Consider the following 26,663-nt stretch of genomic DNA (forward strand, 5'->3'; position numbering starts at 1 on the left):
CTTTAAATCCCAAAAGTGATATATCAGTTTTTCTTCTACGAAAACTAGTATATCACTTTTAAGAAACCGTTGTCAAGAATATATTAAAAAAAAAGACATTATTTTAAAAGAATACCTTTATTATTTGACTTTACCGCCCCTCTGCTCTATAATTACAGAATGAATGAATTGAATTTTAATCTACAGAATCAGGCCTATAAACAAATTACAGGCAAAATTCTCAGGAATGAATATCGTCCTGGGCAAAAAATTTCACAAAAAAATATCGAAATTGATTTGCAATTAGGCCGAACTCCTGTCAGAGAGGCACTTCTTCGTTTACGTCGTGATGGACTCATTTACAGCATCCCCCAATCAGGAACCTACGTCACAAAAATTGATTTAGATGCTGCCATCAATGCTCGATTCATTCGAGAAAATTTAGAAGCCAAAATTGTTTCCGAAGCTGCGGCTTTAGAGAATAATAATCTTTTACTCAACCAAGCGCGTGATGCAATTGAACTTCAAGAACAATATGCTGCTAAAGCAGAATATCACAATTTTTTTAATGCTGATGAAGAATTTCATAAAACTTTTTATTTAATGACTAATCATGCCCAAGTCTGGGACTGGCTTCAAACCATTAATATTCAGTTCAATCGTTTCCGGTGGTTACGCCTTGCGATTTCTGATTTACCATGGAATACCTTGATTGAGCAACACAAGGAAATACTCTGCGCTGTTGAAAATCATGATGGAGAAAAAGCTGTCACAGCAGCTGCCAAGCATTTGCACTTGATGTTTGACGAAGAAATGGCAGTTTTACAAGCTTTCCCTGAATACTTTGATAATTTACCCGAATAAAAAAACTCTGACGGAATTCCGACAGAGTTTTTTATAAGTAACTCATTTATTTTACATTTTTAGAATCTGGAATTAAAAATGAAGTAAAGAAAGCAATAATAACAAGAATCAATCCTGTGACAATTCCAGAAATATAACCAGAACTACTTCCACCAACACTGGTATGTAAAAGCGTTGGCACTGCGTACAAAATAATGAAACTGATACCAGCTCCTAAATTAAACATTCCTGCATTTAAGCCCGGAAGATAACCTGGATTATCCTCTGGTGAAAGCACGATTCCCAGACCATTTAACATAATATTTGTTATTCCAGCATAGGTAATCCCAATGAAGGTAGATACCAACAATAAAAGCCAGATTGAAGGTTGTAGCACTCCAACAACGGCCAAACCAATACCGATAATCGTCGTTAAAAGTCCAACCCGAAGGACTTTTGTAAAGCCAAAGCGTGCAGCCAAGAATCCTGAAACAGGTCCAAAGAATAAGCCAGCAAGCGCATAAGGAGTAAGGGTAACAAGAGAAACCATATCTGCCCCAAGTCCCAAACCAAACTTACCATCTTGACCCAAAGCTGGAATAATACCATTCATAATTGCAAAGACACCAGTCATCGTTAGGAGAGTTGTAATTAATAACCCCCAAGTTCTTCTTTGTTTCAAATAATGAATAGGAACCATTGGATGATTCACTCGTTTTTCAACTTGCCAAAATCCAACAAAACAAATCAAACCTAAAAGAGCCAAGAGTGAAGCTAAAAGCCAATTAGGAAGTCCAAGATTTCCAAAACTTCCTTGCAAGGCATTCACCGCGCTCAAGAGCGCACCCATTGCCAATACTAAAAGAATGACTCCGCTCCAATCCATTTTTGGTGTATCTTTTGCAGTTGACTCTTGCGTTCCAAAACTTACTAAAAGAATAGCAAGTGCCGCAGTAATTCCCATAACAAAAAATACAGAACGAAATCCACCATGACTTACTAGCCAACCACCTGCTAATGCATCAACCCCAGCAATTCCACCATTGATTGAAGTAAGTATGGCCATTAATTTTGCATATCTCTTCTCATCACGCACTTTCACATGCAGAATAATTAAACAAAGCGGAACCACAGGGCCAGCAGCACCTTGTAAAATACGACCAATCATCAAAATCCCCACATTTGTAGCAAATCCTGAGATAAGACAACCAATCATTGTCAAAGTAAGCATTCCAATTAGAACTTTTTTTCGTCCAATCAAATCCGCCAAACGAGGCAAAAATAGAGCAAATAAGGCCGCAGCTGTAAAAAAGATGGTTTGTGTTAGTGCTATAGACGAAGCTGTCGTGTGTAATTGGGTCTGCATGGTAACCAAAGCAGGCGAGAGCATCGAAGCATTGAGCTGAAAAGCAAAGATTGCTACCAATAGGGCCACCATTAAAGCCACTATTGAACCCGCATTATCACTAGATTTTTGAGGAACAGTATTTTCTCCCATTTTTTCTCCTTTTTTTAGAGGATAAACTCTTTTTAGTTTTACAAACCTAAAAGAGCCCCAGCTATCTATTATATTATAAATTTTACTTTTTGCGAAGTTTAAAAATGTCACTTGGACAAATTTTTATTTTTATTCATTATTCATCTTTATTTTTAAAAATAAAAAAACTCTGTCCTAGCGACAGAATTTATATTTTTATACTACCATTGATGTTGGTCAACATTATCTTTGTCCACAAGATAGATTGGCGAATTTATCATATGTGCTATTTTTTTACCTTGATAATAATCATAGGTTGCTTGCAAAGCCATTTCACCAATTTTAGCTGGTTGTTGAGCAATCGTTGCGGTCATTGTCCCTGCTTTTATGGCATCATGTGTTTCAGACTCACCATCAATTCCAAAAATGGCTATTTTTTGTCCAGTGGCTTGCACAGCTTTAGCTGCTCCCAGTGCCATTTCATCATTTTGCGCAAAGATTGCTTGGACGTCTTTATGAGATTGGAGCATATTTTGAGTAGTATTTAAGCCAGTTGTTCTGTCAAAATTAGCTGATTGACTGGATAATATATTTAAACCTAAGGTCTTAGCTTCACTATTAAATCCTTTACCACGGTCTATTGTTGCCGAAGCCCCTGGCGTTCCAGAAAGTTCCAGAACTTTTACGTTTTTCCCAACCAATTTTTCAACGGCTTGAGCTGCCATTTTCCCAGCTGCCACATTATCAGAGGCAACGGTTGTTAAAACTGTTCCACCATTTGATCCTCTATCCATTGCAATCACTGGGATATGGGCATTATTGGCTGCTTTAATGGCTGGAACAATGCCATCAGAATCTACAGGATTAATTAAAATCGCATCCACATTTTGGCTGATGAAATTTTGAACATTATTTAATTGTGTTGCAGAATCATTTTGGGCATCAGAAACCGTTAATTTTGTATTTTTTTCTTTGGCCATTGATTTAATCGCATTGTTCATTGAAACAAAATAAGGATTGTTTGTTGTCGAAATAGAAACACCAATATTTAATTCATTTGGTTTCTTATGCGTTACCTCTTCTACTTTTTCCTTTCCATCACGGCCAGGAATGCCGGTATAAAGACTACATGCGGTCAAAGTTGAGACTGCTAAAGTAGCTACAAAAGCAAAAGTTAATTTTTTTACTAATTTCATGTTCAACTCTCCTATTTCCGTTTGCTACGAATGACATCGATAAGAACTGCAACGAGAATAACTAATCCTTGGATGACTTGTTGCCAAAAGGCTGATACACCAATTATATTTAAACCATTATTTAGAACACCAATGATTAATACCCCAATCATCGTTCCAAACATACGCCCTTTTCCTCCCATTAGAGAGGTTCCCCCAAGGACAACGGCAGCGATTGCATACATTTCATAGCCAGATCCTGCTTGTGGCGTTGCTGATGACAAACGAGAACTGATGATTAAACCAGAAATTGCGGACATTGCTCCAGATAAAGTGTAAATGGCAATTTTTACTTTATTTAGTTTAATTCCTGAAATATAAGCAGCTTTTTCATTACCACCCAAAGCATAAACTGATTTACCAAAGGCTGTTTTATGAAGCAAAATCCATAAAATAATGAAAACAAGAATCATTAAAATAACAGGGAAAGGAATACCCAGTAAATAACCTTGTCCAATATAGGCTAAGAAATAGCCATCCATGTGTTTAGTAATTGGATTACCATCAGTAAAAACAAGGGTTGCTCCGCGGTAAACCATTTGAGTAGCTAAAGTTACAATGAAAGGGGCCAATTTCCCATAGGCAATAAGTGCACCATTGATCGCTCCAAGAAAAGCACCAATGATTAACGCACAGACTACTGCTAGCGGTAAAGGCATTCCTTGGGCTATAAAACCTGCGGACACTGCACTTGAAAGGGCTAAAATTGCGCCAACTGACAGGTCAATTCCTGAAGTTAGAATTACGAAGGTCATCCCAAAAGCAATAAATCCATTAGCCGTGACTTGTAAGAGTAAATTTAGCAAATTGTTTGCCGTCATAAAGTTGGGATTGATACACGTAATGATAATCATCAAAACAATCAGAGCAATCATTGTCGTTAAAGAACTGAATTTTTGAGATAGAGCTTTCACACTTATTGTCCTCCTGTTGCGAGCTGCATCACATTTTCTTGTGTTGCTTCATTTTTGGCTAAAATTCCTGCTATTTCTCCTTCATGCATCACTGCAATTCGGTCTGCAACACCAAGAATTTCGGGTAAATCACTTGAAATCATAATAATTGGAACACCACGTTCAGCAAGTTCATTCATTAATTGATAAATTTCACGCTTGGCTCCCACGTCGACTCCTCGTGCTGGTTCATCTAAGATTAAAACTTTTGGCGCAATGCCAATCCATTTGGCAAGGACAACTTTTTGTTGATTTCCTCCAGATAGAGAACCAACTATTTGTTCTTCATCTGTCGCTTTAACATTAAGACGCTCAGAGAGTTGCTTAACAAAAGTTGTTGCTGTTTTATCGTCAAAGAAGCCATGATGAATAAAATCCTTTGTACTCGGAAGAGTAATATTATCTTTTATTGAGAAATCAAGAACAAGTCCTTCATCTTTTCGGTCTTCTGTTAAAAAGCCAATTCCTTCTTTGATTGCTTGTGCCGGGTTATTGATAGTTAGACTCTTTCCATTAATTTTTATCGTGCCTGATTTTAGCTTATCAATTCCAAAAATTGCTCGCATGACCTCAGTTCTACCAGCTCCCATGAGTCCTGCAAATCCGAGAATTTCACCTGAACGAACTGAAAATGAAATGTCTTTAAAAGATTCTGCCGATAAATGGTCGGCTTCAAATACAATTTCTCGAATTTCAGCATTTTTTTGGGGATAGTAATCTGTAATTGACCGACCAACCATTTTTCTAACTAATTCATCAACGTTGGTTTCTTTCGTCTTTTGCGTATCAATGACTAGACCATCACGCATGACAGTTACACAATCTGTGATTTTAAAAATTTCTTCCATTCGATGAGAAATATAAATAATTCCACCCCCTTGATTTTTTAGACCAGCAATAACTGAAAACAATCTTTCTGTTTCTCTTTCGGTCAATGCTGCTGTTGGTTCATCCATAATCAAAATTTTTAAATCAGACAAAAAACTTTTAGCTATTTCAACCATTTGTTGCTGACCAACTGATAAATTACCAATTTCTTTGTCTAAATCAATTTTTACTCCCAGCTGTTCAAAAGCAAAATTTGCTTTTTTTCGCATGGCCTTCGTATCTAAAATACCAAATTTATTTTTTATCTCTCGTCCTAAAAAAAGATTCTCTAAGACTGTTAAATCAGGCCAAGTATTCATTTCCTGATGAATAAAACTAATTCCAAATCCTTCTGCTTCCTGAGGATTTTTAAAAATTTTCTTTTCACTGTCAATCTCAATTTCCCCACCAGAAGCTGGAAATAGACCAGTTAGAATATTCATCAAAGTAGATTTCCCAGCCCCATTTTCTCCCATTAAGGCATGAACTTCTCCTGAATTAATCGTTAAATCAATTGCTTCAAGAACTTTATTCGTTCCAAATGATTTAGAAATGTTCTTCATTTCTATTTTCAAAATTGACCTCCTCCTTTTTCACAAAGCGACACCTGATTGTAAAATAATATTTGAATAAGGTGTATTTTCTCCTGTTCTCACCACTGCTTTGACCTCATGATTCATTAATTTTAAGGTTTCATGACTGACAAAAACTATTTCAACATCTGCTGATAATTTTGTCAGTAAAATCGCTAACTGTTCAGGATTATTTTCTTTTATTTCCTCAGCAAGATAGACTTTTTCAACTAAAATATTTTCCAAATAGATGTCCAGCACTTCTTGAAAACTGGGTTTTCCTCTTGTCAGGGCTAAATCAATTTTGGGGGTACCTACTGGTACTGGTAGTCCTAAATCTCCTATACAAACTTGGTCAGTATGGCCCAAATCGTCAGCAATTTTTGCTAATTCACTATTTAGTATTCCTTCTTTTTTCATAAATTTAACTCTCTTTCTTTTTTAGTAGAGATTAATTTCAAGTTCTTTTAATTTTGCTTTAACTTCTGATAGCTTTGGCATCCCGCCTTGTGCGCCAAATTTTTGAATAGATAAATGAGAAGCAACGACAGCTAATCTGATAGAATCACTAATTGATAAGTTCTCAGTCAAACCAAAGGCAAACGCTCCGTTGAATGTATCTCCTGCACCAGTTGTATCTACAACCTTAGCTTTTATGGCAGGAATTTTTTGAAGAGTCTCTCCATCGTGGAAAATGACTCCTTCACTTCCTAAGGTGACAATCAGACGATTTGAATATTTTTTGAGAATTTCTTCAAGTGCTAAATTTGGAAAAAGTTCCTTACATTCGTGTTCATTCGGTGTGATATAATCAACAAAATCAATCATTTCCAAATCTGTTTTTCTTGCTGGAGCTGGATTATAAAGAACTTTTATCGCATTTTCTTTACAGAATTTAGCAATCGCTAAATTTGTTTCATGTGGAATTTCATTTTGTAGAATAACAAGTTGGCTTTCTTTAATTTTCTCCCAAAGGTCTGCTAGATAACTTGGTAGAACTTCATTATTAGCACCTGGAATAATAATAATACGATTATCGTCATCATAGAGAGTAATTTGAGCAATCCCTGTTGTTTGTGGTACCGTTCCCACATTTTCAAAAAGAACTGCATTTTCTTTGAAGTTTTGCAAAATACTCTCACCAAAAGCATCCTTGCCTACTGCTCCAATCATACTTACTTCATTGGGAGAAAGTCTGGCAAAAGCAACGGCTTGGTTCGCTCCTTTTCCACCGGGAACCATAGCGAAATCTTCACCAAATACTGTTTCTCCAGCATTTGGCACTCGGTTAGTCCTTGTGACTAAATCCATTGAAATGCTTCCTATAACACTTACTTTTGTCATTAATTTTTCCTCATTCTTTTCTCTTTTGTCGAATTGTTTCACGCGCTACATAATGAACAGGGAGTTCAATTTTAGACTTCTCAATTACTTGGTCAGTCGCGATTTTATAAATAAGTTGAGCAGCTTCAAGCCCCATCTGATAAGCAGATTGATGAATGGTTGAGAGTGCTGGATAAATGAATTGGCTCATTTGAATATCGTCATAACCAATAATTTGAATATCCTCAGGAATTTTCTTATTTAAACGATGAATTTCGTGGATATAAGCCATAGCATGAATATCCGATGGTGCAATGATACTATCAAAGTTTTCTTCATTGGCAAGCACTTCTCTCGCCTCTTTCTGAATTTCTTCAAAATCATAACTTTGACTGTAAAAAGCTTTAAAATCAACTTGCTTTTCTTTTAAATAAGCAATACTTGCTTTAAAACGATTATTGATATTTGTGGCATTCAAAGGACCGCTGACTACAGCAACTTTTTTTGCTCCTGCTGTTACAATCACTTTTGCTGCTAATCGTCCACCTGACTCATTGTCCGAAAAAACACCATAGTTACTTTTATGGCCTACTCGGTCCACGATTACAGTTGGAATATCCAAATCAGGAAAGTCTTCTTTAAAATCATGGGTTGAAATGATGCCAGCAGCATTACTTTGAATCAAAACTTTCAAATAATCTTGCTCAGATTGATTCTTTTCACCAATATTTCCGAGCATCACACGATAACCTTTTTCTTTTAAAAATTCCTCTGCTCCTTTGGCTAGCATTGGGAAAAAAGGATTGGAGATATCTGGCAATAATAGTCCAACAAGCTGATTCTTTTTAGTTTTTAAAGATTGGGCAGAAAGATTGGGTCTGAAATTTAGTTTTTTAATTGCTCGTTCAATTTTTTCTCTGGCTTCATCACTTACATAGCCATTCTGAGCAATAAAACGTGAAACAGTCGACTTTGAAACTCCTGCTTCAAGCGCAACTTGCTTGATTGTTGTCATTACTTCCTCCTTTCACATATGGGAACGTTCTCATATTTACATTTATAATTGTATCCGTTTTCATTAAATTTGTCAATCCTTTTTATATTTCGTTTTAATAACAAAAAAACCTACTTTTTAGTAGGCTTTCTTATTAATCAAAGACACGCTCAAAAATTTCATCGACTCTTGTTAAATGATAATTGTAATCAAAAGCTTTATCAATATCTTCATCATTCAAATACTGACGAATTTGTTCATTTTCTTCAAGCAATGGTCTAAACATCACTTGTTCATCCCAAGATTTTGCAGTCAAAGGTTGAACTAAATCGTAAGCTGCTTCACGCGTCATTCCCTTTTCAATCAACATTAACATGACATGTTGGCTGTAAATCAAGCCAAAAGTCGCATCCATATTTCGTTTCATATTTTCTGGGAAAACAGTCAAATTTTTAACGATATTCCCAAAACGATTCAACATATAATCCAATAATTCTGTTGTATCAGGTGCAATGATACGTTCAGCAGAACTGTGTGAAATGTCACGTTCATGCCAAAGACTAACATCTTCAAGAGCTGTAATTGCATGTCCACGAATGACGCGGGCTAAACCTGTCATATTTTCAGAACCAATTGGGTTACGTTTGTGTGGCATTGCTGACGAGCCTTTTTGACCTTTAGCAAAGAATTCTTCAACTTCACGTTGTTCAGATTTTTGTAATCCACGGATTTCTGTGGCCATGCGTTCAATTGATGTCGCAATGAGCGCCAACGTTTGGAAGTATTCTGCATGTAAATCACGTGGTAAGACTTGTGTTGAAATCTCTTGCGGACGAGTCCCTAATTTTTCACAAACATAGGCTTCTACAAATGGAGGAATATTAGCAAAAGTTCCAACAGCACCAGAAATTTTCCCAGCTTCAACAGCTTTTGCAGCATGTTCAAAACGTTCAATATTTCGTTTCATTTCGCTGTACCAAGTCGCTAATTTCAAGCCAAAAGTTGTTGGTTCAGCGTGAACGCCGTGAGTTCGACCCATCATTACTGTGTATTTATGCTCTAAAGCTTTATTTTTAACAATTTCTGCAAAGTTTTTTAGATCATTGCGCAAAATATCATTAGCTTGTTTATAAAGATAACCATAAGCTGTATCAACGACATCTGTTGATGTCAGACCATAATGAACCCATTTGCGTTCTTCACCCAATGATTCACTGACAGAACGTGTGAAAGCTACCACATCATGACGTGTTTCTTTTTCAATTTCAAGAATGCGTTCAACATTAAAAGTTGCATTTTCGCGAATTTTTTTCACATCTGCTGCTGGGATTTCCCCAAGCTCTGCCCAAGCTTCATCTGCAAGAATTTCGACTTCAAGCCATGCTTTATACTTGTTTTCTTCTGACCAAATCTCTGCCATTTCTGGACGTGAATAACGGCTAATAACCACTTTTTTCTCCTTTTTTACTGACAGAATAGCTGTCAGTAAATTAATCCTATTTTTAATTTCTAATGAACAAAGCGTCCTTTTTCATTATCTATTATAACATTTTCACTTATAAAGCTTTTGGTCCATTCTACTTGTCCTAATAAAAGTAAAAAAATTATCTGTCATAACCGAACAATATCTCTGATTATATCATTCTCTATTTTTCTAAGATATCCAAAATATACTCTGTTTCTTTGAGAGAAATTTGCCCAGGCGCACTAGAATTTTCTAAACTTGCAAAAGTCCAGCAAGAGCCAGTCAAATAGCCAGAAATTCTTGAAAGTCGTCCTAAGTCACCCATTGCCATGCTGATAAAATGATCACCGTATTCTAAAGTCATATCACGAGTGATTTGTAATAAATCAAGAACATCACATTCACGTTCTGGCATCACAGCAACTTTAACAAAGGCAGTTCCTTCTTCGTGCATTTTAATCAACCGATTGGTTAAATCGGACGGAACTTCATCAAAATTATGATAAGAAAGCACCATTTTATCCCGAAAATCTTTCAAAGCGGCAAATGAAGGGCCATGCGTAAAGAATTCGACATCGATATATGCGGGATTGTAAGTCAAAATTTCTTTTAAAATCTGTAAATATTTTTTTTCAGAAACTTGAATATTTCCGCCTTCTCTGACTGTTCTTAAAGTAAATAAAATCTTACTTTCTTTAAATTTTTCAAAGAATTTAGGAGCCATCTCTAAAATTTCATCTGCTGACAAAAAATCGGCACGCCATTCAACAATATCTGCTGTTCGATAATCACTGACAGAAACTTTCTCAAGCTCTGCTAACTCTGTCAGCATGATTGGAACAACAATTTTTGTTTTTCTCATAAACTTCTCCTTACATTTTCATAAATGTTTTACCTTATTCTAGCATATTTTCGCAAAAAGAAAAAAGGAAACAGCGTTTCCTTTTACGTTTTTTTTACTGGGGTAGCTGGATTCGAACCAACGCATGAGGGAGTCAAAGTCCCTTGCCTTACCGCTTGGCTATACCCCAAGATTGCTTTATGACGACAAGAAACATTTTAACAAATTATCTTATTAATTTCAAGTTATAAATTAGAAATTTCAAATCAATCACAAATAAATCTTTAAATCGAAAGATTATAAGCCATAATTGCTTCCTCAAGAGCTGCTTCAAAAGAAGTCACTGTAGCAATTTCTTTACCTGAAAAAACAATGACAAAATTTCCTGATTTTTCTTTAATTTCGGCGATTGTTTTTTTTCCACTTTTAATGACAGCTCCGTCAGCTGTATCAATAATTTCAAGTTCAGTATCTTTTTTCTTTGACATATTAAACTCCTCAAAATTTGAAAAGTCTTTTTGACCTTCCAAATCCCTATTTTCTTTGAAATTTTTCTTTCTCAATCATATCATTTTAAAAGCCTTTTGTCACGCTCATTTTAATGACAGACTTGTCAGTATGTGCCATGCTTTCACTCTCTTTTACTGACAGAACTTTTCACTAGAATTGAATATAAAAAAATACTGACAGACTTTATTTCAAGAAGAAAAAAGTTCTGTCAGTAATTTTTATTATGATAATTCAGCAATAACGGCTTTAAGTTGTGCTTTTGTTTGAACACCAACAATGCGTTTTACTTCTTCACCATCTTTTTTGAACATCAATGTTGGGATAGACATAATGCCAAATCCTTGGGCTGTTGCTGGGTTTTCATCAACATCCATTTTGCAAATCTTAAGTTCTGATTCGTCAAGTTCTTCTGAAAGTTGTTCCAAAATTGGCGCTTGCATGCGACATGGACCACACCAAGTTGCCCAAAAGTCAATTAAAACAAGCCCTTCTTTTGTTTCTTCATCAAACGTTGCATCAGTAATATTATATTCCATTTTATCTCCTTCATTGAAATAATTTTCTTCAGTAAGACTATTCTAGTGTAATTCACTTAAAATTTCAAGAAAATAGATTTTGAGAAATTTATTATTTTACTTCAAAATAGCAATCGTTGCTCCAGAGCCACCAGCATTAATTGGTGCATATTCATAAGATTTAATATGACGGTGTTTTTGAAGTTTTTTCTGTACCATTTCTCGAATAACACCCGTTCCAATCCCATGAACAATCGTAATTTGAATCAAATTTGCAAGTAGAGCTTGGTCAATATAATTATCCAATTCCAGTTCTGCTTCTTCATAACGCATCCCGCGTAAATCAAGTTGAGCTTTGACTTTAGAAGTCACCTTCTTGCTGACATTTTTAGTTTTGGCTTGAATTTGTTCTGGACTTTCAATCACTTCAAATTCATCTTCATTTAAACGAGTCGTGATTGAACCCATTTGAACCGTCCAACGTCCATCTTTTTCTAAACGAATCAATTTACCACGCTGACCATAAGAAGTGACATTAACTTCAGCCCCTTGCTTAAGTCCTCTTTGTGCTTTCGCTTTTTTCAAAACCTTATTTTTAGAAAAATCAATGGTTGGAGCCAAACCTTCAAGTTCTTTTCTAGCAGCAATAATTTCATGTGGTTTCAACGCTGCTTTATCATTGAGATTCTTCAAAATTTCTTGCGCTTCAAGACTCGCTTTTTTAACTACTTCTTGAGCTTCTTTTTGTGCTTTTTCTAATTCAAACTCGCGCTCGCGGTTAATTTGATTATAGACTTTCGTCAAATCTTTATGTAAACTTTGATTTTCTCGTTCAATTTTTTTAATATTTCTTGAACTTTCAATCACTTCACGCGTTTTTTCTTCCAACTTTTCAATCATCTGATTGACATCATGCTCACTGTCAGAAATTTGTTGACTGGCTACTGAAATAATAGTTTCTGGCAAACCTAATCTTATAGAAATCTCCAAGGCATTTGAACGCCCAGGCACTCCCAGTTGCAAATGATAAGTGGGTTGCATTTTATCAATGTTAAATTCCATACTTGCATTGATTACTCGTTGCGTTTCGACCCCATAAGCTTTTAACTCAGGATAATGAGTACTTGCCATGGTTTTCACATTTCGTTCACGTAAATTTTCCAGTATAGCAATAGCAAGAGCCGCTCCTTCTTTTGGATCAGTTCCTGCCCCAAGTTCATCAAACAAGACCAAACTATTTTCATCTGCTTGAGCTAAAATATGAACAATATTAGTCATATGACTTGAGAAAGTTGATAAACTTTGCTCAATGGATTGCTCATCACCGATATCGGCAAAAATATCATCAAAAAGATGAATTCGACTGCCATCAGCGGCTAAAATTGGCAGACCTGATTGAGCCAATATTGTCAACAAACCAACTGTTTTCAAAGTAATGGTCTTCCCACCCGTATTTGGACCGGTAATAACAATCGTATTGAGCCCTGCATCAAATTTAATATCATTTGCTACAACTATTTTTGCTTCAATCAAAGGATGGCGAGCTGCAAAAAGGGTAATATCTTTATCGGTTGTTAATTCTGGAAGTGTCGCTTTATTCGCTGCTAAATAAAGATACTTGGCACGAATAAAATCAATATGACCAATCAGCCAAGCATTTTGTCTTATATCAAAGCTATAAGGTTTTAATTGACTAGCAAGCTCACGATAAATTCTTGTGATTTCTTGGCGTTCTTCAATTCTCTTTTGATTAAGTTTGTTATTTAATGAAACAACTGCATTTGGTTCAATATAAAGCGTTTGACCTGAAGCAGACATATCATGAACTACACCAGCAATTTTATTTTTGTTTTCTGCTTTTACAGGAAGCACTTGTCGGTCATTTCGGATAGTGATGACATTTTCACTCAAAGATGAGAGATTTTTGGTCAGCATTTCCTGCATGATTTTCCGAATTTCTGATTGATGACTCTTGATTGAAGCACGGATATGCATCAATTCGAGACTGGCATTATCATAAAGACTTCCCGCATTATCAAAAATTTCTAATTTTTTGACTAATGCTGATAAATCAACCAATTTTTCCAAAGTAATAGCTAGTGAAGGTGTTTCAACATTTTCAGCTTCATCAAAAAAGCGTTGAATATTAATCCCTAATTGAATCACTTTTTTTATTTCAACGAATTCCTTGCCTGAAAGACTGGCTTCAAGCTCTAGACGTCTGAGTATTTCTGTTAAATCATTTGTTTTTCCTAAATTTAATAGGCCATTTTCTTGGGTCAATAAGCGAAAATCAGCAACTTCATCAAAAAGGAGCTGAATTTTTTCCTTATCTGTCAAAGGTTTTAAATCTTTTAATTCTTGTTGACCCTGCGCTGTCGTCAAAGCATTCATAAACTGTTCTTTGACTTTATCATATTCCAATATTTGGAGAATTTTTTTATTCATTCTATTTAAATTTCAAGTTGTATCTGTAGATTTCTCCCCTAGCACTATCCTAGAGGATTAATGTGGACAATATTTTCAATAAAAAGGTTTTGCAAGATTCCTGATGAAATCGGTGTATGTAAAACCATAAAACGAGCTAGAAAACTAGCATCAAGTTGACTTTGAACCGCTGCAATAGGAACCAAACTCAAGACCATCAAGACCATTTGTAAACCAAAATAAGTCGCCGCAAATCCTAAAATTCCAGCAATGATTTTTCCATTTCTTCCCAGAGGACTAAGTGCAAAATGTAAAAATAAACCGATAAGACGGATAATAGCATAAACGACAATAAAAATTGCTAAAAACGAAATGCTCGCATAAAAAGCATCATCGAGTTGAAAAAGAAGCTTATCACTAAAAAGTAAGAGATGTGAGTTTTCTGTGGCATTTGAAAAAGGAACCCAAATACTCAATTTTTGTGCTAACTCTTTATAATTACTGGCTGCAATGAAGGCCGCAATAATCGTACCAAAACTGTAGATAACTTGTAAAATCAAGCCTCGTGAGTAACCAACCATGAAAGCCCAAACCAAGGCTACTAAAATAATCAAATTTAATATCATCAAACATTCCCAATTTACTTTTATTTTGCTTTTTAAACAAAGCACTCATAAAACTTGGCTCATTTTTATTAATGAAGCTAAGTTCAAGTCATTTTTCTTTCTCTATTATACCGTATTTCATAAAAAAAACGTACCCCTATTTAGAATACGCTTTTTATTTTAAAAAATGGATGAAGAATGTCCCCCTCTAAGTGAGTGGTCAAATTCAAGTTTTTTCGTCATGGCATTAATCGCATGGACTGCTTCACCAAAACCAACGGACATCAAGGGCATTTTTCCCGGATAATCACTTGCGTCTCCTGCGACATAAAGTCCCTCAATATTGGATTGCATCATTGAATCGGCCTTAACGCGACCATTACGACTGACTTCTAAGTTTTCAGCTAAAGTCACTTGATTTGTTAAAAAACCATAATTAACCAAAATTTTATCAATCGAAAAGTTCAAGCTTTCTTCTGATTTTATTTTTTTTAATTCTAATTCATTTTCAATCAAATTTGAAAAAGTATAAGGCGTATGAACTTGAATATTAGAATTCATCACTCGGTCAACTGTAATTTCATGACCACGAAAAGCAGTTCTTCTATGAACCAAATGAACATTTTTAGCTACTTTTTCAAGCATTAATGACCAATCTAAAGCCGAATCTCCTCCACCAAAAACCGCAACATTTTTTCCCTCAAACTCTTTTAGAGAAGTGATAAAGTAAGATAGTTTTCCTTCATTGGCTAAAGTTTCTTCGTTATCAATTCCTAACTTTCGAGGTTTCAAAAGGCCGGCACCAGTCGTCAGCAAAACGCCTTTGGCTCTTCTGGTTGATTTATCAGTAGTTACAGAAAAAATCCCCTCTTCTTTTTCAATTTTTTGAACGCTCTCCCCAAGAAATAATCGATGAGAGATTTGTGCTAGTTGTTCTAAAAGATTTTTTGTCAAATCTGCCCCTGTCACTGCTGGTAGGCCAGCAATATCGTAGATTAATTTTTCAGGATAGAGATTTTGGGGTTGACCACCTGGAACTTGCGCTGATTCAATTATTGCAACTGATAAACCGCGCATTCCTGCGTAAAAAGCCGCATATAGACCAACAGGACCTGCTCCAACAATAATTAAATCTAATTCTTGCATATCAAACTCCTTAACAATTTATTCATTTAATCTATTGAATAAATTCTTTTTATCATCTTTCTATTATTGCGACTTTTCCCTCAAATGTCAAATACTTTTTACTTTAAATAAAAAAAGCCCTCAAAAGGGCTTGATTTTTATTTAGTAGAACGACGAGAAAAGATTTCATGATCCAAAACTAATTGATTTTGTTCAACATCTTCTTTAAGCATTAATTTTGTCAAAAGACGCATTGCTACTGCTCCTAAATCGTAAAGGGGTTGGTTAACAGAAGTTAAAGTTGGATATGTATATTGAGTAATTGGTGAATTTGCACCTGAGATAATTTCGAAATCTTCAGGAACTTTCACTCCTTTATCCATCATTGCAGATAAGAGTCCAACGGCTACTGTATCATGTGATACTACTGCAGAAGTTGCTCCTCGCTCAAGTAAACGTTCAGCAAGTGCTTTCCCTTGTTCATAGCTATAATTACCTTCAAAAACGAGGTTTTCATCAAATTCAATATTTGCTTCAAGCAAAGCTTCTTGATAACCAACCATACGTTCTGTATTTTCAACGTCTTTCAATGAACCCATGATATAAGCGATTTTTTTATTTCCACTATCAATCAATTTTTTAGTTGATTGATAAGCAGCCAAATGGTAATCAATATTAACAGATGGAATTTCTTTATCTCCATCGATTGTTCCAACTAAAACAACAGGTGTTCTTGAATTTTTGAGGGAAGTTCTAATTTTTTCATCTAAAGATGAACCCATATAGACGATTCCGTCAACTTGTTTTGATAAGAAAGTTTCTAAAACTTTTTCTTCTTTTTCAACATCATTATCACTATTAGCTAAAATCATGTTGTATTTATACATGGAAGCGATATCATCGACCCCGCGAGTAATCGCAGCGAAGTAAGTTGAAGTGATGGTTGGCAAGATAACACCAACTGTTGTTGTACGTTTACTTGCAAGTCCACGCGCAACTGCATTAGGACGATAGTCAAGCTCAGCAATAGCTTCTAAGACCTTCTGGCGCGTCTTTTCCTTTACATTTGCATTTCCATTTACAACACGACTAACGGTTGCCATTGACACTCCGGCGACACGTGCCACATCATAAATTGTTGTTGTTGATTCTACCATAATTGGCTATCCTCTTTCTTTTCTTTTTATTCATAGTATTTATGAAAACCATTTTCATTTACAAATTATATCATTAACTGTAAACCTTTTCAACCTTCAGCTATGTTTTTTTACGTGATTTTTTAATAAAAATAGCGTAGAATAGGGATATAGTGTTTTTTATTTTCATGAGAATTTAAGAAACTCATTTTCATAAATATTGGAGGAACCATTTTGAGCAAAATTGAACGTATTTCAGCTTTTCTGAATGACAAGGAAGTCGATATGACTTTCATCACTAATCCGACAACTCTAAATTATCTAACAGGGCTAGCAATTGATCCCCATGAACGAATTGCTGGGCTGATGATTTTTAGAGATTCAACTCCGATGTTATTTACTCCTGCTTTGGAAGTGGAAAAAGCTAAAGAACACACAAGTGGTCTGGATATTTTCGGATATGAAGATTCTCAGAACCCTTGGGAAGTTGTTAAAAATCATGTAAAATCAGATGTTAAATCAATTGCTGTTGAATTTTCAGATATTCCTTTAGCTAAAACTGAAGGGTTGAAAGCACAATTTGGTGATATTAATTTTGTAAATTTGACTCCTTTGATTGAACGGATGCGTTTGATTAAGTCAGCAGATGAAATTGAAAAAATGAAAGTTGCTGGTGATTTTGCTGACAAGTGTTTTGAAATTGGTTTTGCCACTGCTGCTGAACGTAATGGTGTGACTGAATCTGATATCGTTGCAAAAATTGAATACGAAATGAAACGTATGGGTGTTCCACAGATGTCATTTGACACGCTTGTTTTATCAGGAGCTCGCGCTGCTAATCCACATGGTGCACCTGAAAATGTTGAAATTCAAGAAAATAAACTTTTGCTCTTTGACTTGGGTGTGATGAGTAGCGGATATGCTTCTGATGCGACACGTACAATCGCTATTGGTCAACCTAATGACTTTGATGCTGAGATCCATAAAATCGTTAAGGAAGCTCAACAAGCAGCCATGGACTTCATTAAACCTGGTGTAACTGCACATGAAATTGATGCTGTTGCCCGTGACTTAATTACTAAAGCAGGTTATGGTGAATATTTCAATCACCGCCTTGGACATGGTATCGGAATGGACGTTCACGAATATCCATCTATTGTTGCTGGTAACGACCTCGTAATTCAAGAAGGAATGTGCTTCTCTAACGAACCTGGAATTTATATTCCTGGTAAAGTAGGTGTGCGTATTGAAGACTGTCTTTACGTAACAGAAAATGGTTGTGAAAGTTTCACTCATACTGACCATGACTTATTAATTTTCTAATCGAATAATTGATAAAAGTAAAAAACTTTCGCTGATTTTGGCGAAAGTTTTTTTGTCAGTAAATTTTTGTCAGTAAATTTTTGTCAGTAAATTTTTGTCAGTAAATTTTTGTCAGTAGGTTTCTGTCAGTAGGTTTCTGTCAGTAAAAAAAATAATCATCTGAATGATGATTATTTTTTTCTAAGCGTCATAATCTAAGTTATCAGCATGACCAGAACCATTACCAACAAAGAAACCTGTTTTAGCATTGATTGATACTAAATACCGACCATCTGGTGCATAAAGATTGTAATAACCACTAACAATTCCGGCTGGGAAACCTTGGGAACCATTGGTTGTATGAATCGCTGTTGGAACTAAAATATAATTATCTCCTGTAATATAGCCGCGTTCACGGGCTTTATTCAGAACCATTTCTTTAATTCCAGCTCCCCATGTGAAAGCAGGATCATTTGTGTTGACTCCAGCTTGAGGTTGGACACGTGCTGCTGATACTTCTAAATTAACTCCGTTGCTACTCAAACCATTAGTATTACTACTTGTGCTGGCATTTGTACTTGAACCTGCTGAAGCTGCTGACGAAGGAGTCGTCGTAGAATTGCTTTGACTAGCTGTACTTGATGTAGAACTTTGGCTAGTAGCTCCTTGATTCGCTTTGGCTTCTGCTGCACTTGCAGACGCTTTAGCTGAACTTTCCTTAGCAACTTGGTTCTTAGCTAAATCAATGGCTTGTGTCAGTAATTTATTCAGGGTTTCATTGGTTGTTTTAGGAGTTTCTGGAACTTTTACATTTGCCACTACTTTAGCTGATGAATCAAGTTTTCCGTCAGTAATTGCTGCGCTAGTAAAGAGAGCATTCACTTTCTTAATCGCATTAATTTGGTCTTTTAGGCTTTCTGTATCAGAAACTGCATTTGACCATGCCATGGAATTTTTGTGAGCATCAACTAAAGTTTCAAGAGCTGATAACTTGCTAAATTGACTATTTCTCAAAATAGTATGTGATTTGTCAGTGAAAAAAGCATCGTATTGTTTCTGATATTTATCTAAATCACTCTGGCTGCTTTGAGAAGTTTGAACCGTTTTCCCTTTTTGATGACTATTATATTGGGCAAATCCAATCGCTCCAGCTGCAATTAAAACAATTGCACATAGACCAATAATGATTGGTTTTTTACGATTTTTTGACTTTTCGTCAGTAATTTTTGCCGCATTTTCTTCTACTTTATCTGCTTTAAAGGATGTTGTTTCAGCTAGTAAGTGAGGTGAAACTGATTCAGCAGTAATAACTTTATCAGGAATATCACTTTTTGTCTCTTTTGGTGAATCTGTCACTTTTTCCTCAGCTCCCGATTCAAGGGCTTGATTATTTTCAGTAGAATCTTCTTTTGAATCAGATTTAATTTCTTCTGCTGGTTCTTCTGTTACTTTTGGTTCAACTTCTGATTTTTCGTCAATTATTGAATCAGTTTTAGTGTCAGTTTCAGAAATTTCTGGTTCACTTGGCTCGTCCATTGGAACTTCGTTTGCTGACATCATAACTGGTGCAGCAACTACCTTCTCATCTTGTGGACTTTCGGCTTCTTCTTCGTCAGTTGGTTCAGTTTTCTTGACTTCTTCAACTTGCGGAGCTTCTTTTTGCTCTGGCAAAGTACTGACAGGAGCGTCGACCATCACAACTGGATCTAAAACTAAATCATTTTTTGATTTTTTAGTTTCTTCGCTTTCCTTGTCAGCAACTTCTAAGTCTTTATTTTCTGCTGACAAATCAGAATCAGAACTGTCAGTAACTTTTTCAGTTTCAATTTTTGAAGCTGCTAATTCATCATTCTCGTCGATTTCCTCTTTGGAAACTTCTTGAAGTTTTTCTGACTTAGCTTCTTTATCTTCTTCAACCGGAACTTCTATATTTGTACGTTCTGCCTGAATGAATTCGTCCAAATTTTTACTTTTAGCTTCTTCAATTTCTCCACGGTGCTGACGAATATATTTATCTAAAACAGACTCATTTTCTTCATTTTCTTTATCAACACGTTTTGATTCTGCAACAATTTGCCCTACGGTAAAATCTTGTAAATCTTGAAGTTTCAAAGTTTTTTCACCAATTTGTTGCTCATTTTTTGGTTTATTATTGTTATTATTTTTGTTTTTGTTTCTATTTTTTTTATTTTTGTTTGACATTTTTCCTCCGAATAAGATTCCCACAATTCCAATAAAATGGTGAATCAGACAACGAGAGTTGCTCAAACTCGTCTGAATTTTTACTGACAGCCGTCATCACTAAAATTTTTTTGTTTTAGTAATAGCTTTTGTTCTGTCAGTAAAATTTATTTCATACGTTTTCCGAAATACATATACAAATCTGTTCTAAGTGTTCCGTTATATAGTTTGCGTTTTTTAGTTGCTTTTGCCCCATAATGCTTTTCAAAAGCGACATCACTCGTCAAAATGTATTTACTCCAAGTTTCTAGTGGCGCAAAAGTTTTACCCATTTCACCATAAAGAGCTGCAACAGCTTCTTCATCTTCCAAACGCACCCCATAAGGCGGGTTAGAAACTAAGACACCGTCAAACTTATCAGTCCTAAAATCTTGAAGTCGCATTTGCTTATATTTTATCACATCTGAAAGGCCTGCCGCAAGTGCATTATGTTTTGCAATTTCAATCATTTTTCCATCAATGTCAAAACCTTGAATATCCAATTCTAAATCTGTACGAATTTGTTTTTTGGCCAAAGCTTTTTCTTGTTTCAAAATTTCTTCATCAAACCAAGGCCATGCAGTAAAAGCAAATGGACGATTCATTCCTGGTGCCATATTTAAAGCCAGCATTGCTGCTTCAATTGTAAATGTTCCAGAACCACAAGTAGGATCAACAAAAGCACGACGAGGATTTGCTAACCAATTGGTTAATAAAATAATCGAAGCTGCCATATTTTCTTTCAAAGGAGCTTCTCCTTTTTCTGAACGATAGCCTCGTTTAAATAAAGAATCGCCAGTCGTATCAATCAATACAGTTGCCATATCTTTATGTAAAGCAATCTCAATTGAAAATTTAGCTCCATTTTCAGGAATTGGAACACCTTCAGGACGATGATATGTCGTCTGTAATTTTTTGACAATCGCTTTTTTAGTGATACTTTGAATTGACGGCTCATTATGTAAAGTTGATTTCACCGCTTTAGCTTTGCTGACAGGAAATTGGCTTCCAAAAGGAATAAGCTCTGCCCAGGGAAGCGCATAAACATTTTCAAACAATTCATCAAATGTTCTAGCTTTAAATTCCCCAACTACAATTTTTACACGGTCAGCCGTTCTTAACCAAAGATTCGCCTTAGCAATTGTTGCCAAATTCCCCTCAAAGAAGACACGTGAACGGTCGTCAATCGAAACATTTTCAATTTCCAGATTACGAAGTTCGCGAGCAACTAAACTCTCTAAACCACTTGAAGAAGTTGCTAATAACTTGAATTTCTTTTGCATTTTTTAACTTTCCATTCTCTGCATAAAATGAGCAGAGATAATTCTATCTATTTCAATTAAACACTATTTATCAAAAAAAGCCGAGGCTAAAAGCCCCAGCCTGTGTCATACAGTTTTCTATAAGCCATGTTTTGTTCCAGTTCAATTCACATTCGTGAATCTCCCCTTCGATAATCATCTGTCTGCCAAAATTCTTAATTTCAGCCTCGACCACGCCTTCATTTTGGCTAGTCAAGTGCCCCGACCATAAGTTTGGGTTGCTCGCTTGAGGGGTTTACCACGTTCCATTCTTAGAGTTTCCTCTAAGACTCGTCTCTATGGCACTTTTACAGGCTACTCACGCATATCAAAAGACTTAGCGTTTTGGCCAGCCGTTAGGCATGACGCTCCTACCTAGGTTTATTGTTTGACCTAGCACAATCACTGCGTGCATCTCAGCAACGCGCGAGCATGGACTTTCCTCACGTTTTACAAAAAAATCGCGCGATTATCCGAAAACTGTTTTTATCAAAAATTAAGCAGAACAATAAAGTTCATTTACCAAAATCTTTGCCTTCACATCTTGTGAAGTTTGCAAAAAGGTTCATTTCTAAACCTAATGCAGAACATAAAACATTTCAATTTTATATTTTCTTAGTTGTTTTCACTAGCAATGCCGTTAGGTCCAAATACAGCTTGTTCTAAACGATTAATTCGTTTGAGTAAATCAAAATTACTTGGATTACGCATTTCCACTTTTGGTTTACTTGAACGTGCTTGAAGAATTTGGTTAGGGTCAAAGCGTTGTGTATCATCAAGATTTGCTTGATTTGGTTTAGAAACTTGCATTTCTAATTCAGCAATCTTTTTCTTCAAAAACTCATTTTCCTCTTGAAGACGCAAGTTTTCAGTCTGATAAGTTTCATAATCAGCAATAACGTCATCAAGGAGTTCATCGACTTCTTCTTTATCGTAACCACGCATCTTTGTAGAGAAGTCTGCTTCATAGATATCTTTAGGCGTAAATTTAAATGTCGGCATTTTTACCTCTTCATCATCATTATAAAATGTCCATTATTTATGATAACAGATTTTCAGTTTTTTTTCAAGGTCAACCTGATTAAAGTGATATCAAAAAGATAGGATTTATCAGCTGCACTTGTTTTTATATCAAAATCAAGTTTAATTAAATCAGAAAGTCCATTTTTTAAGGATTTAACGTTTAATTTTCTAACCAATTGATTGGCCAATTTTACAGGATAAGGGTGCATTTTTAAAAAGGCAACTTGTTGATTTTCTTGCCAACCCTTGGCTTGGAAAAGTTTGACTTGTAAATACAAACGATAAGAATTTGTCAAAATAGCTAATATTTTAATTAAATCTTCCCCTTGCAAGGTCAAATCATGGACTAAATCACGCGCCTCATCAATTTTTCCTTTAAAAATTAAATCAGTTAAGGCAAAAATATTATCTTGTAGCGATTTTGGGACAACTTTTTCCACATCATCAAGTGTCACTTCTCGCCCTAGTGCATAAGTTTGAACGAGGTCAATATTTTGCTTCATTACTGAAAAATTATCATTTGATTTAGCGGCAATTAAACTCAAAACTGCCTTTGGTAAAGGGCTTATTCGACTAAAATATTGAATTAATTCTTGACTCTTTAATTCTTGTGCTTCAAGCAAAGCTGCTTTAGCTTTTAATTTTTTAACAACTTTAAGACGACTGTCCAATTTTCCATAAAGGATTAAAACAAGTTGCGTAGTTTCCGGCGGATCATCTAAAAAATTTTCAAAGCGCTTCAACTGTTTTTCATCTAAAACACTTTTTTTAGCCGTTGTTAAATTAACCAAGTTTTCTAGGATTACCAACCGAGAATCTGAGAAAAAAGGGAGAGATTCCAAATCTTCAAGGGCTAAATCACTATTACTAGGAGTTAAGTCATAATAAGCCTGACTCAAATCCGTTGGCTCGAAATTAACCTCTGTTAAGAGTTGATTTTTCAATTCTCCAACTAGTTCCCTTGACTCACCAAAAATTACTAAAATTTGAGGGAGCCCTTTTCTTTTGATTTCATTAAATTCATCAAATACTGTCATTTTTAACTACCTCGTTACCATTTTTAAAGCAAACCCCAAGAGAACAAGGAGCAGGATGAGCAGAGCAAAACCTAAACAACCAACTTGAAAGAGTTTAGCAAAACTTGATTTTGCATTTCTAACAATTTCATTATCAGGTACGGCTATTCTCTCTTCCATTGATTTATATTTTTCATTAGAGTCAAAAGTGACATAGCCCCCACCGATAAAGCCATCATCTTCCTTCATTTTATTTCCATACAAAGCATCATTCCATGTAATCGGTCGATACGCTTCAACTCCTGGAATAAATTTTTGTGAAGAAGTGATATTTTTATCTGCCTTTAATTCTTCATAAAGTGTTCTGACTGGGGCTTTCATGCCGCCTTTTAAAATCTCATCATCAGCAGGCCGATTCCAAAATTCTAAGCGCATATAAAGCTGGCCTAATATTTGTAAAACTGGTTCTTTGCGTTCATTTAAAACCAAAGCATCAGCTAAAACATTTTTTTCCTTGATTGAAAGTTTTTTATTTTGTTCATCTTCTCGTAAGATTTCATAGATTTGTAGAAAATAGTGACGATAATATAGTTCTTCACTCACTCTTCTACTCCTCCAATAAATTCTCCATCTGGACTAACAAGGACTTTACGAGGAGTCGTTCCTTTAGCAGGACCAACAATTCCCTGCGCTTCCAACTCATTCATCAAGTCAGAGGCGCGATTGAATCCAACTTTTAAAGCCCGTTGCAATTGAGCCGTTGAAGCTTTTTGAGCCATAATAACCATATTTCGTGCTTCTTCAAATAAGGGGTCACCAGAGCCTGTATTTGAAGCGCCCGTACCAACTTGACTCTCATCTACCTCACCAGGGTCAAAGCTTTCGTCATATTGAGCTTCTGATTGGTCTTTAATAAAGGTCACAACAGATTCGACATCATCGTCAGATAAGAAAGCCCCTTGCAAACGAATCGGATGATTTTCATCAATAGGTTTAAAGAGCATATCCCCACGACCTAGTAATTTTTCAGCCCCATTAGTATCTAAAATTGTTCGTGAATCTGTTCCAGATGAAACAGCAAAGGCAATTCTTGAAGGAACATTTGCTTTAATTAGTCCAGAAATGACATCAACAGATGGACGTTGTGTCGCAAGAATCATATGAATCCCTGCTGCTCGAGCTTTTTGTCCCAAACGAATAATTGCATCTTCCACTTCTTTACTGGCAACCATCATTAAATCGGCTAATTCATCAACAATGACTACAATCAGAGGAAGTTCAAGCATTTTTTCATCTGATTCTGCATTATATCTTTGTACTTTTTCATTATAGCCAGCAATGTTACGGACGCCATAACGACTAAAGAGTTCATAGCGTTCTTCCATTTGGTCAACAACTTTTTGAAGGGCACGTGAAGCTTTACGTGGATTTGTTACGACTGGAATCAATAGATGAGGAATATCATTGTAAACAGAAAGTTCGACCATTTTAGGGTCAACCATCAGAAACTTCACTTGACTAGGCAAAGCTTTCATCAAAATTGAAGTAATAATACCATTTACCGCCACTGATTTACCTGAACCAGTTGAACCTGCAACCAATAAGTGAGGCATTCTTGTTAAATCAAATGTGCGAATTCCACCATCTAATGATTTACCAAGAGGAATTTCTAACAATTTGCTTGGATTAGTTTTGCCAGCCTCCCACATTTCGCGGAAACCAACCATTGCAACTTCGGCATTAGGAATTTCGACGCCGACTAAAGATTTCCCAGGAATTGGTGCTTCAATTCGGATATCTTTAGCAGCTAAGGCTAATGCTAAATCATCTGATAAATTAACAACGCGTGAAACTTTTGTTCCAGTCGCTAATTTGATTTCATATTTTGTAATTGATGGACCAACGACTGCCGATTCAACATTGGCACCAATCCCAAAAGATTTGAAAGTTTCTTCTAAAATACCAATATTTTTACGAACATTCTCACGTTCGCCTGATTGATTTTTGACAGGAACTTCTGCCAGTAAATCAATGGTTGGTAATTTATAGTTACCATTATAGTTATTAGTATTTGAAAAATTGACAGGTTCATCATCAAGAGGAACTTCTGCTAAAACTGGACTTTCAGTTTCAGTTTCATTTTCTTCAAAAGGCGCTTCTGGAATATTTATTGGAATTTCAGTGGGTACTGAGGTAAATAATGAATTTTCTGCTGCCTCTGGAAGCTCTTCTCTTTCTGCTACGGCTTGTTTTTTTTCTAGCTCAGCAAGTGCTTTCGCTGCTTTTTTAGCTTCTACTTTTTCGGCATGCTTTTCTTTCCATTTCGCTAAACGTTGATGTAAATCTTCACGCATTTTAGGGAAAAGTCCTGGAATCATGAGATAAATAGCAACTAACCAAAGTACTGCAGCAATAATATAGACACCAATGACTGAAAACAAGGCTTTAGCAGGCTCGGTGATTAATGCTCCAATGACACCTGAGCCGACAAAATGAATGTCACGGCCAGCCATTAAATCAGACCAGATAAGATGAAAAGTTTCATTAAATCCTTGATGAAGTCGAATTTGAAAGACAAACATTAGGCCGATAAAAGTTAAAATAATGGCTGGAATAATTCTTTTATTTTCTTTTAAAACTTGCTTACGAAAGACGGAAATAATCATTAGTCCAGCAAGCAAGAGAAGAAAAACAATCGCAAGAGAACCAACAAACAAGCGGACAATGTTATAAAGTAAGACTCCGACAATTCCTAGGCGAGCAAGCGCAAATAAGATTAAAAGAAGCCCAACAAAAAAAGCAATCATTTTGCGTGTTGCGGCCTTTTTCTGTTGTTCTTTTTTAGTATTTCTTCTGGTTGTTTTTTTCTTTGCAGGCATTTTTTTACTTTCACTCATTTTTAATAATATTGACAGGTTTGTCAGTAAAATAATA

23 protein-coding genes, 1 tRNA gene and 1 other RNA gene are annotated in these 26,663 nt (G+C 35.6%); 2 read left to right on the top strand and 23 right to left on the bottom strand.

From position 1 onward, the window contains the following. Positions 1-159 precede the first annotated feature (159 nt). The gene (locus tag IAE51_RS05090; RefSeq protein ID WP_033898670.1) at positions 160-843 is read left to right on the top strand and encodes a GntR family transcriptional regulator; all 684 of its coding nucleotides are present in this window, start codon (positions 160-162) and stop codon (positions 841-843) included. Positions 844-889: 46 nt separating this feature from the next. On the opposite strand, the gene IAE51_RS05095 is transcribed toward IAE51_RS05090, so the two are convergent. The 16 genes from IAE51_RS05095 to ccpA all read right to left on the bottom strand — a co-directional run bounded on the left by IAE51_RS05095 (position 890) and on the right by ccpA (position 16,888). Then, positions 890-2,320: an MFS transporter gene (locus IAE51_RS05095; protein WP_103054969.1), complete on the bottom strand. Its 1,431-nt coding sequence runs from the start codon at positions 2,318-2,320 to the stop codon at positions 890-892. Between the two features lie 200 nt (positions 2,321-2,520). Next, a complete protein-coding gene (locus tag IAE51_RS05100) occupies positions 2,521-3,495 on the bottom strand; it encodes a substrate-binding domain-containing protein (protein ID WP_200094888.1) in 975 nt (324 codons plus the stop codon). Between the two features lie 11 nt (positions 3,496-3,506). Beyond that, on the bottom strand, positions 3,507-4,409 hold the full coding sequence (locus IAE51_RS05105) for an ABC transporter permease (protein ID WP_225513451.1): 903 nt from the start codon (positions 4,407-4,409) through the stop codon (positions 3,507-3,509). A gap of 41 nt (positions 4,410-4,450) precedes the next feature. Continuing rightward, entirely contained in the window at positions 4,451-5,929 is a 1,479-nt protein-coding gene (locus IAE51_RS05110) for a sugar ABC transporter ATP-binding protein (RefSeq protein WP_200094890.1), read from the bottom strand. Between the two features lie 18 nt (positions 5,930-5,947). Next, positions 5,948-6,346: a D-ribose pyranase gene (rbsD, locus tag IAE51_RS05115; RefSeq protein ID WP_021469060.1), complete on the bottom strand. Its 399-nt coding sequence runs from the start codon at positions 6,344-6,346 to the stop codon at positions 5,948-5,950. Between the two features lie 21 nt (positions 6,347-6,367). After that, positions 6,368-7,270 (bottom strand): ribokinase, encoded by a 903-nt coding sequence (gene rbsK, locus IAE51_RS05120; RefSeq protein WP_010906072.1) that lies wholly within the window; start codon positions 7,268-7,270, stop codon positions 6,368-6,370. Between the two features lie 10 nt (positions 7,271-7,280). Next, the gene (locus IAE51_RS05125; protein WP_039115737.1) at positions 7,281-8,264 is read right to left on the bottom strand and encodes a LacI family DNA-binding transcriptional regulator; all 984 of its coding nucleotides are present in this window, start codon (positions 8,262-8,264) and stop codon (positions 7,281-7,283) included. Between the two features lie 133 nt (positions 8,265-8,397). After that, entirely contained in the window at positions 8,398-9,693 is a 1,296-nt protein-coding gene (purB, locus tag IAE51_RS05130) for an adenylosuccinate lyase (RefSeq protein WP_031560929.1), read from the bottom strand. A gap of 196 nt (positions 9,694-9,889) precedes the next feature. Further along, positions 9,890-10,570, bottom strand: coding sequence for a type I 3-dehydroquinate dehydratase (gene aroD, locus IAE51_RS05135; RefSeq protein WP_003129440.1), 681 nt, complete (start codon positions 10,568-10,570; stop codon positions 9,890-9,892). A gap of 97 nt (positions 10,571-10,667) precedes the next feature. Continuing rightward, positions 10,668-10,739 (bottom strand) — tRNA-Gln (locus tag IAE51_RS05140). Positions 10,740-10,833: 94 nt separating this feature from the next. Next, positions 10,834-11,037: a DUF2969 domain-containing protein gene (locus tag IAE51_RS05145; protein ID WP_010906074.1), complete on the bottom strand. Its 204-nt coding sequence runs from the start codon at positions 11,035-11,037 to the stop codon at positions 10,834-10,836. A gap of 243 nt (positions 11,038-11,280) precedes the next feature. Continuing rightward, positions 11,281-11,595, bottom strand: coding sequence for a thioredoxin (gene trxA, locus IAE51_RS05150; RefSeq protein ID WP_003129442.1), 315 nt, complete (start codon positions 11,593-11,595; stop codon positions 11,281-11,283). Positions 11,596-11,691: 96 nt separating this feature from the next. After that, a complete protein-coding gene (locus tag IAE51_RS05155) occupies positions 11,692-14,022 on the bottom strand; it encodes an endonuclease MutS2 (protein ID WP_200094892.1) in 2,331 nt (776 codons plus the stop codon). 44 nt (positions 14,023-14,066) lie between these two features. Continuing rightward, complete coding sequence (locus IAE51_RS05160; protein WP_003129445.1) at positions 14,067-14,627, bottom strand: CvpA family protein; 561 nt, start codon at positions 14,625-14,627, stop codon at positions 14,067-14,069. A gap of 159 nt (positions 14,628-14,786) precedes the next feature. Then, positions 14,787-15,752 carry an NAD(P)/FAD-dependent oxidoreductase gene (locus IAE51_RS05165; RefSeq protein WP_200094894.1) on the bottom strand — a complete coding sequence of 322 codons (966 nt, stop codon included), beginning with the start codon at positions 15,750-15,752 and terminating at the stop codon, positions 14,787-14,789. Between the two features lie 137 nt (positions 15,753-15,889). Continuing rightward, entirely contained in the window at positions 15,890-16,888 is a 999-nt protein-coding gene (gene ccpA, locus IAE51_RS05170) for a catabolite control protein A (RefSeq protein ID WP_003129447.1), read from the bottom strand. A 213-nt stretch (positions 16,889-17,101) separates the two neighbouring features. Here ccpA and IAE51_RS05175 point away from each other — a divergent pair, with 213 nt between their 5' ends. Further along, positions 17,102-18,190 (top strand): Xaa-Pro peptidase family protein, encoded by a 1,089-nt coding sequence (locus IAE51_RS05175; RefSeq protein ID WP_103055011.1) that lies wholly within the window; start codon positions 17,102-17,104, stop codon positions 18,188-18,190. Between the two features lie 180 nt (positions 18,191-18,370). Here IAE51_RS05175 and IAE51_RS05180 read toward each other — a convergent pair whose 3' ends face one another. The 7 genes from IAE51_RS05180 to IAE51_RS05210 form a co-directional block, all read right to left on the bottom strand. Further along, positions 18,371-20,371, bottom strand: a complete 2,001-nt coding sequence (locus tag IAE51_RS05180; RefSeq protein WP_200094896.1) for a cell division site-positioning protein MapZ family protein — start codon at positions 20,369-20,371, stop codon at positions 18,371-18,373. Positions 20,372-20,517: 146 nt separating this feature from the next. After that, entirely contained in the window at positions 20,518-21,672 is a 1,155-nt protein-coding gene (locus IAE51_RS05185; RefSeq protein ID WP_200094898.1) for a class I SAM-dependent RNA methyltransferase, read from the bottom strand. A 115-nt stretch (positions 21,673-21,787) separates the two neighbouring features. Continuing rightward, positions 21,788-22,171: RNase P RNA component class B (rnpB, locus tag IAE51_RS05190), an RNA gene on the bottom strand. A gap of 134 nt (positions 22,172-22,305) precedes the next feature. Further along, positions 22,306-22,692: a cell division regulator GpsB gene (gene gpsB, locus IAE51_RS05195; RefSeq protein ID WP_003129453.1), complete on the bottom strand. Its 387-nt coding sequence runs from the start codon at positions 22,690-22,692 to the stop codon at positions 22,306-22,308. A 53-nt stretch (positions 22,693-22,745) separates the two neighbouring features. Beyond that, positions 22,746-23,750, bottom strand: coding sequence for a DNA polymerase III subunit delta (gene holA / locus IAE51_RS05200; protein WP_012898251.1), 1,005 nt, complete (start codon positions 23,748-23,750; stop codon positions 22,746-22,748). A 6-nt stretch (positions 23,751-23,756) separates the two neighbouring features. Continuing rightward, the gene (locus tag IAE51_RS05205) at positions 23,757-24,332 is read right to left on the bottom strand and encodes a hypothetical protein (RefSeq protein ID WP_200094900.1); all 576 of its coding nucleotides are present in this window, start codon (positions 24,330-24,332) and stop codon (positions 23,757-23,759) included. Continuing rightward, positions 24,329-26,626, bottom strand: coding sequence for a DNA translocase FtsK (locus tag IAE51_RS05210; protein WP_200094902.1), 2,298 nt, complete (start codon positions 26,624-26,626; stop codon positions 24,329-24,331). The genes IAE51_RS05205 and IAE51_RS05210 overlap by 4 nt, the downstream gene beginning before the upstream one ends. Between the last annotated feature and the right edge of the window lie 37 nt (positions 26,627-26,663).

This window comes from Lactococcus sp. S64, from assembly GCF_016516525.1.
Classification (GTDB): domain Bacteria; phylum Bacillota; class Bacilli; order Lactobacillales; family Streptococcaceae; genus Lactococcus; species Lactococcus lactis.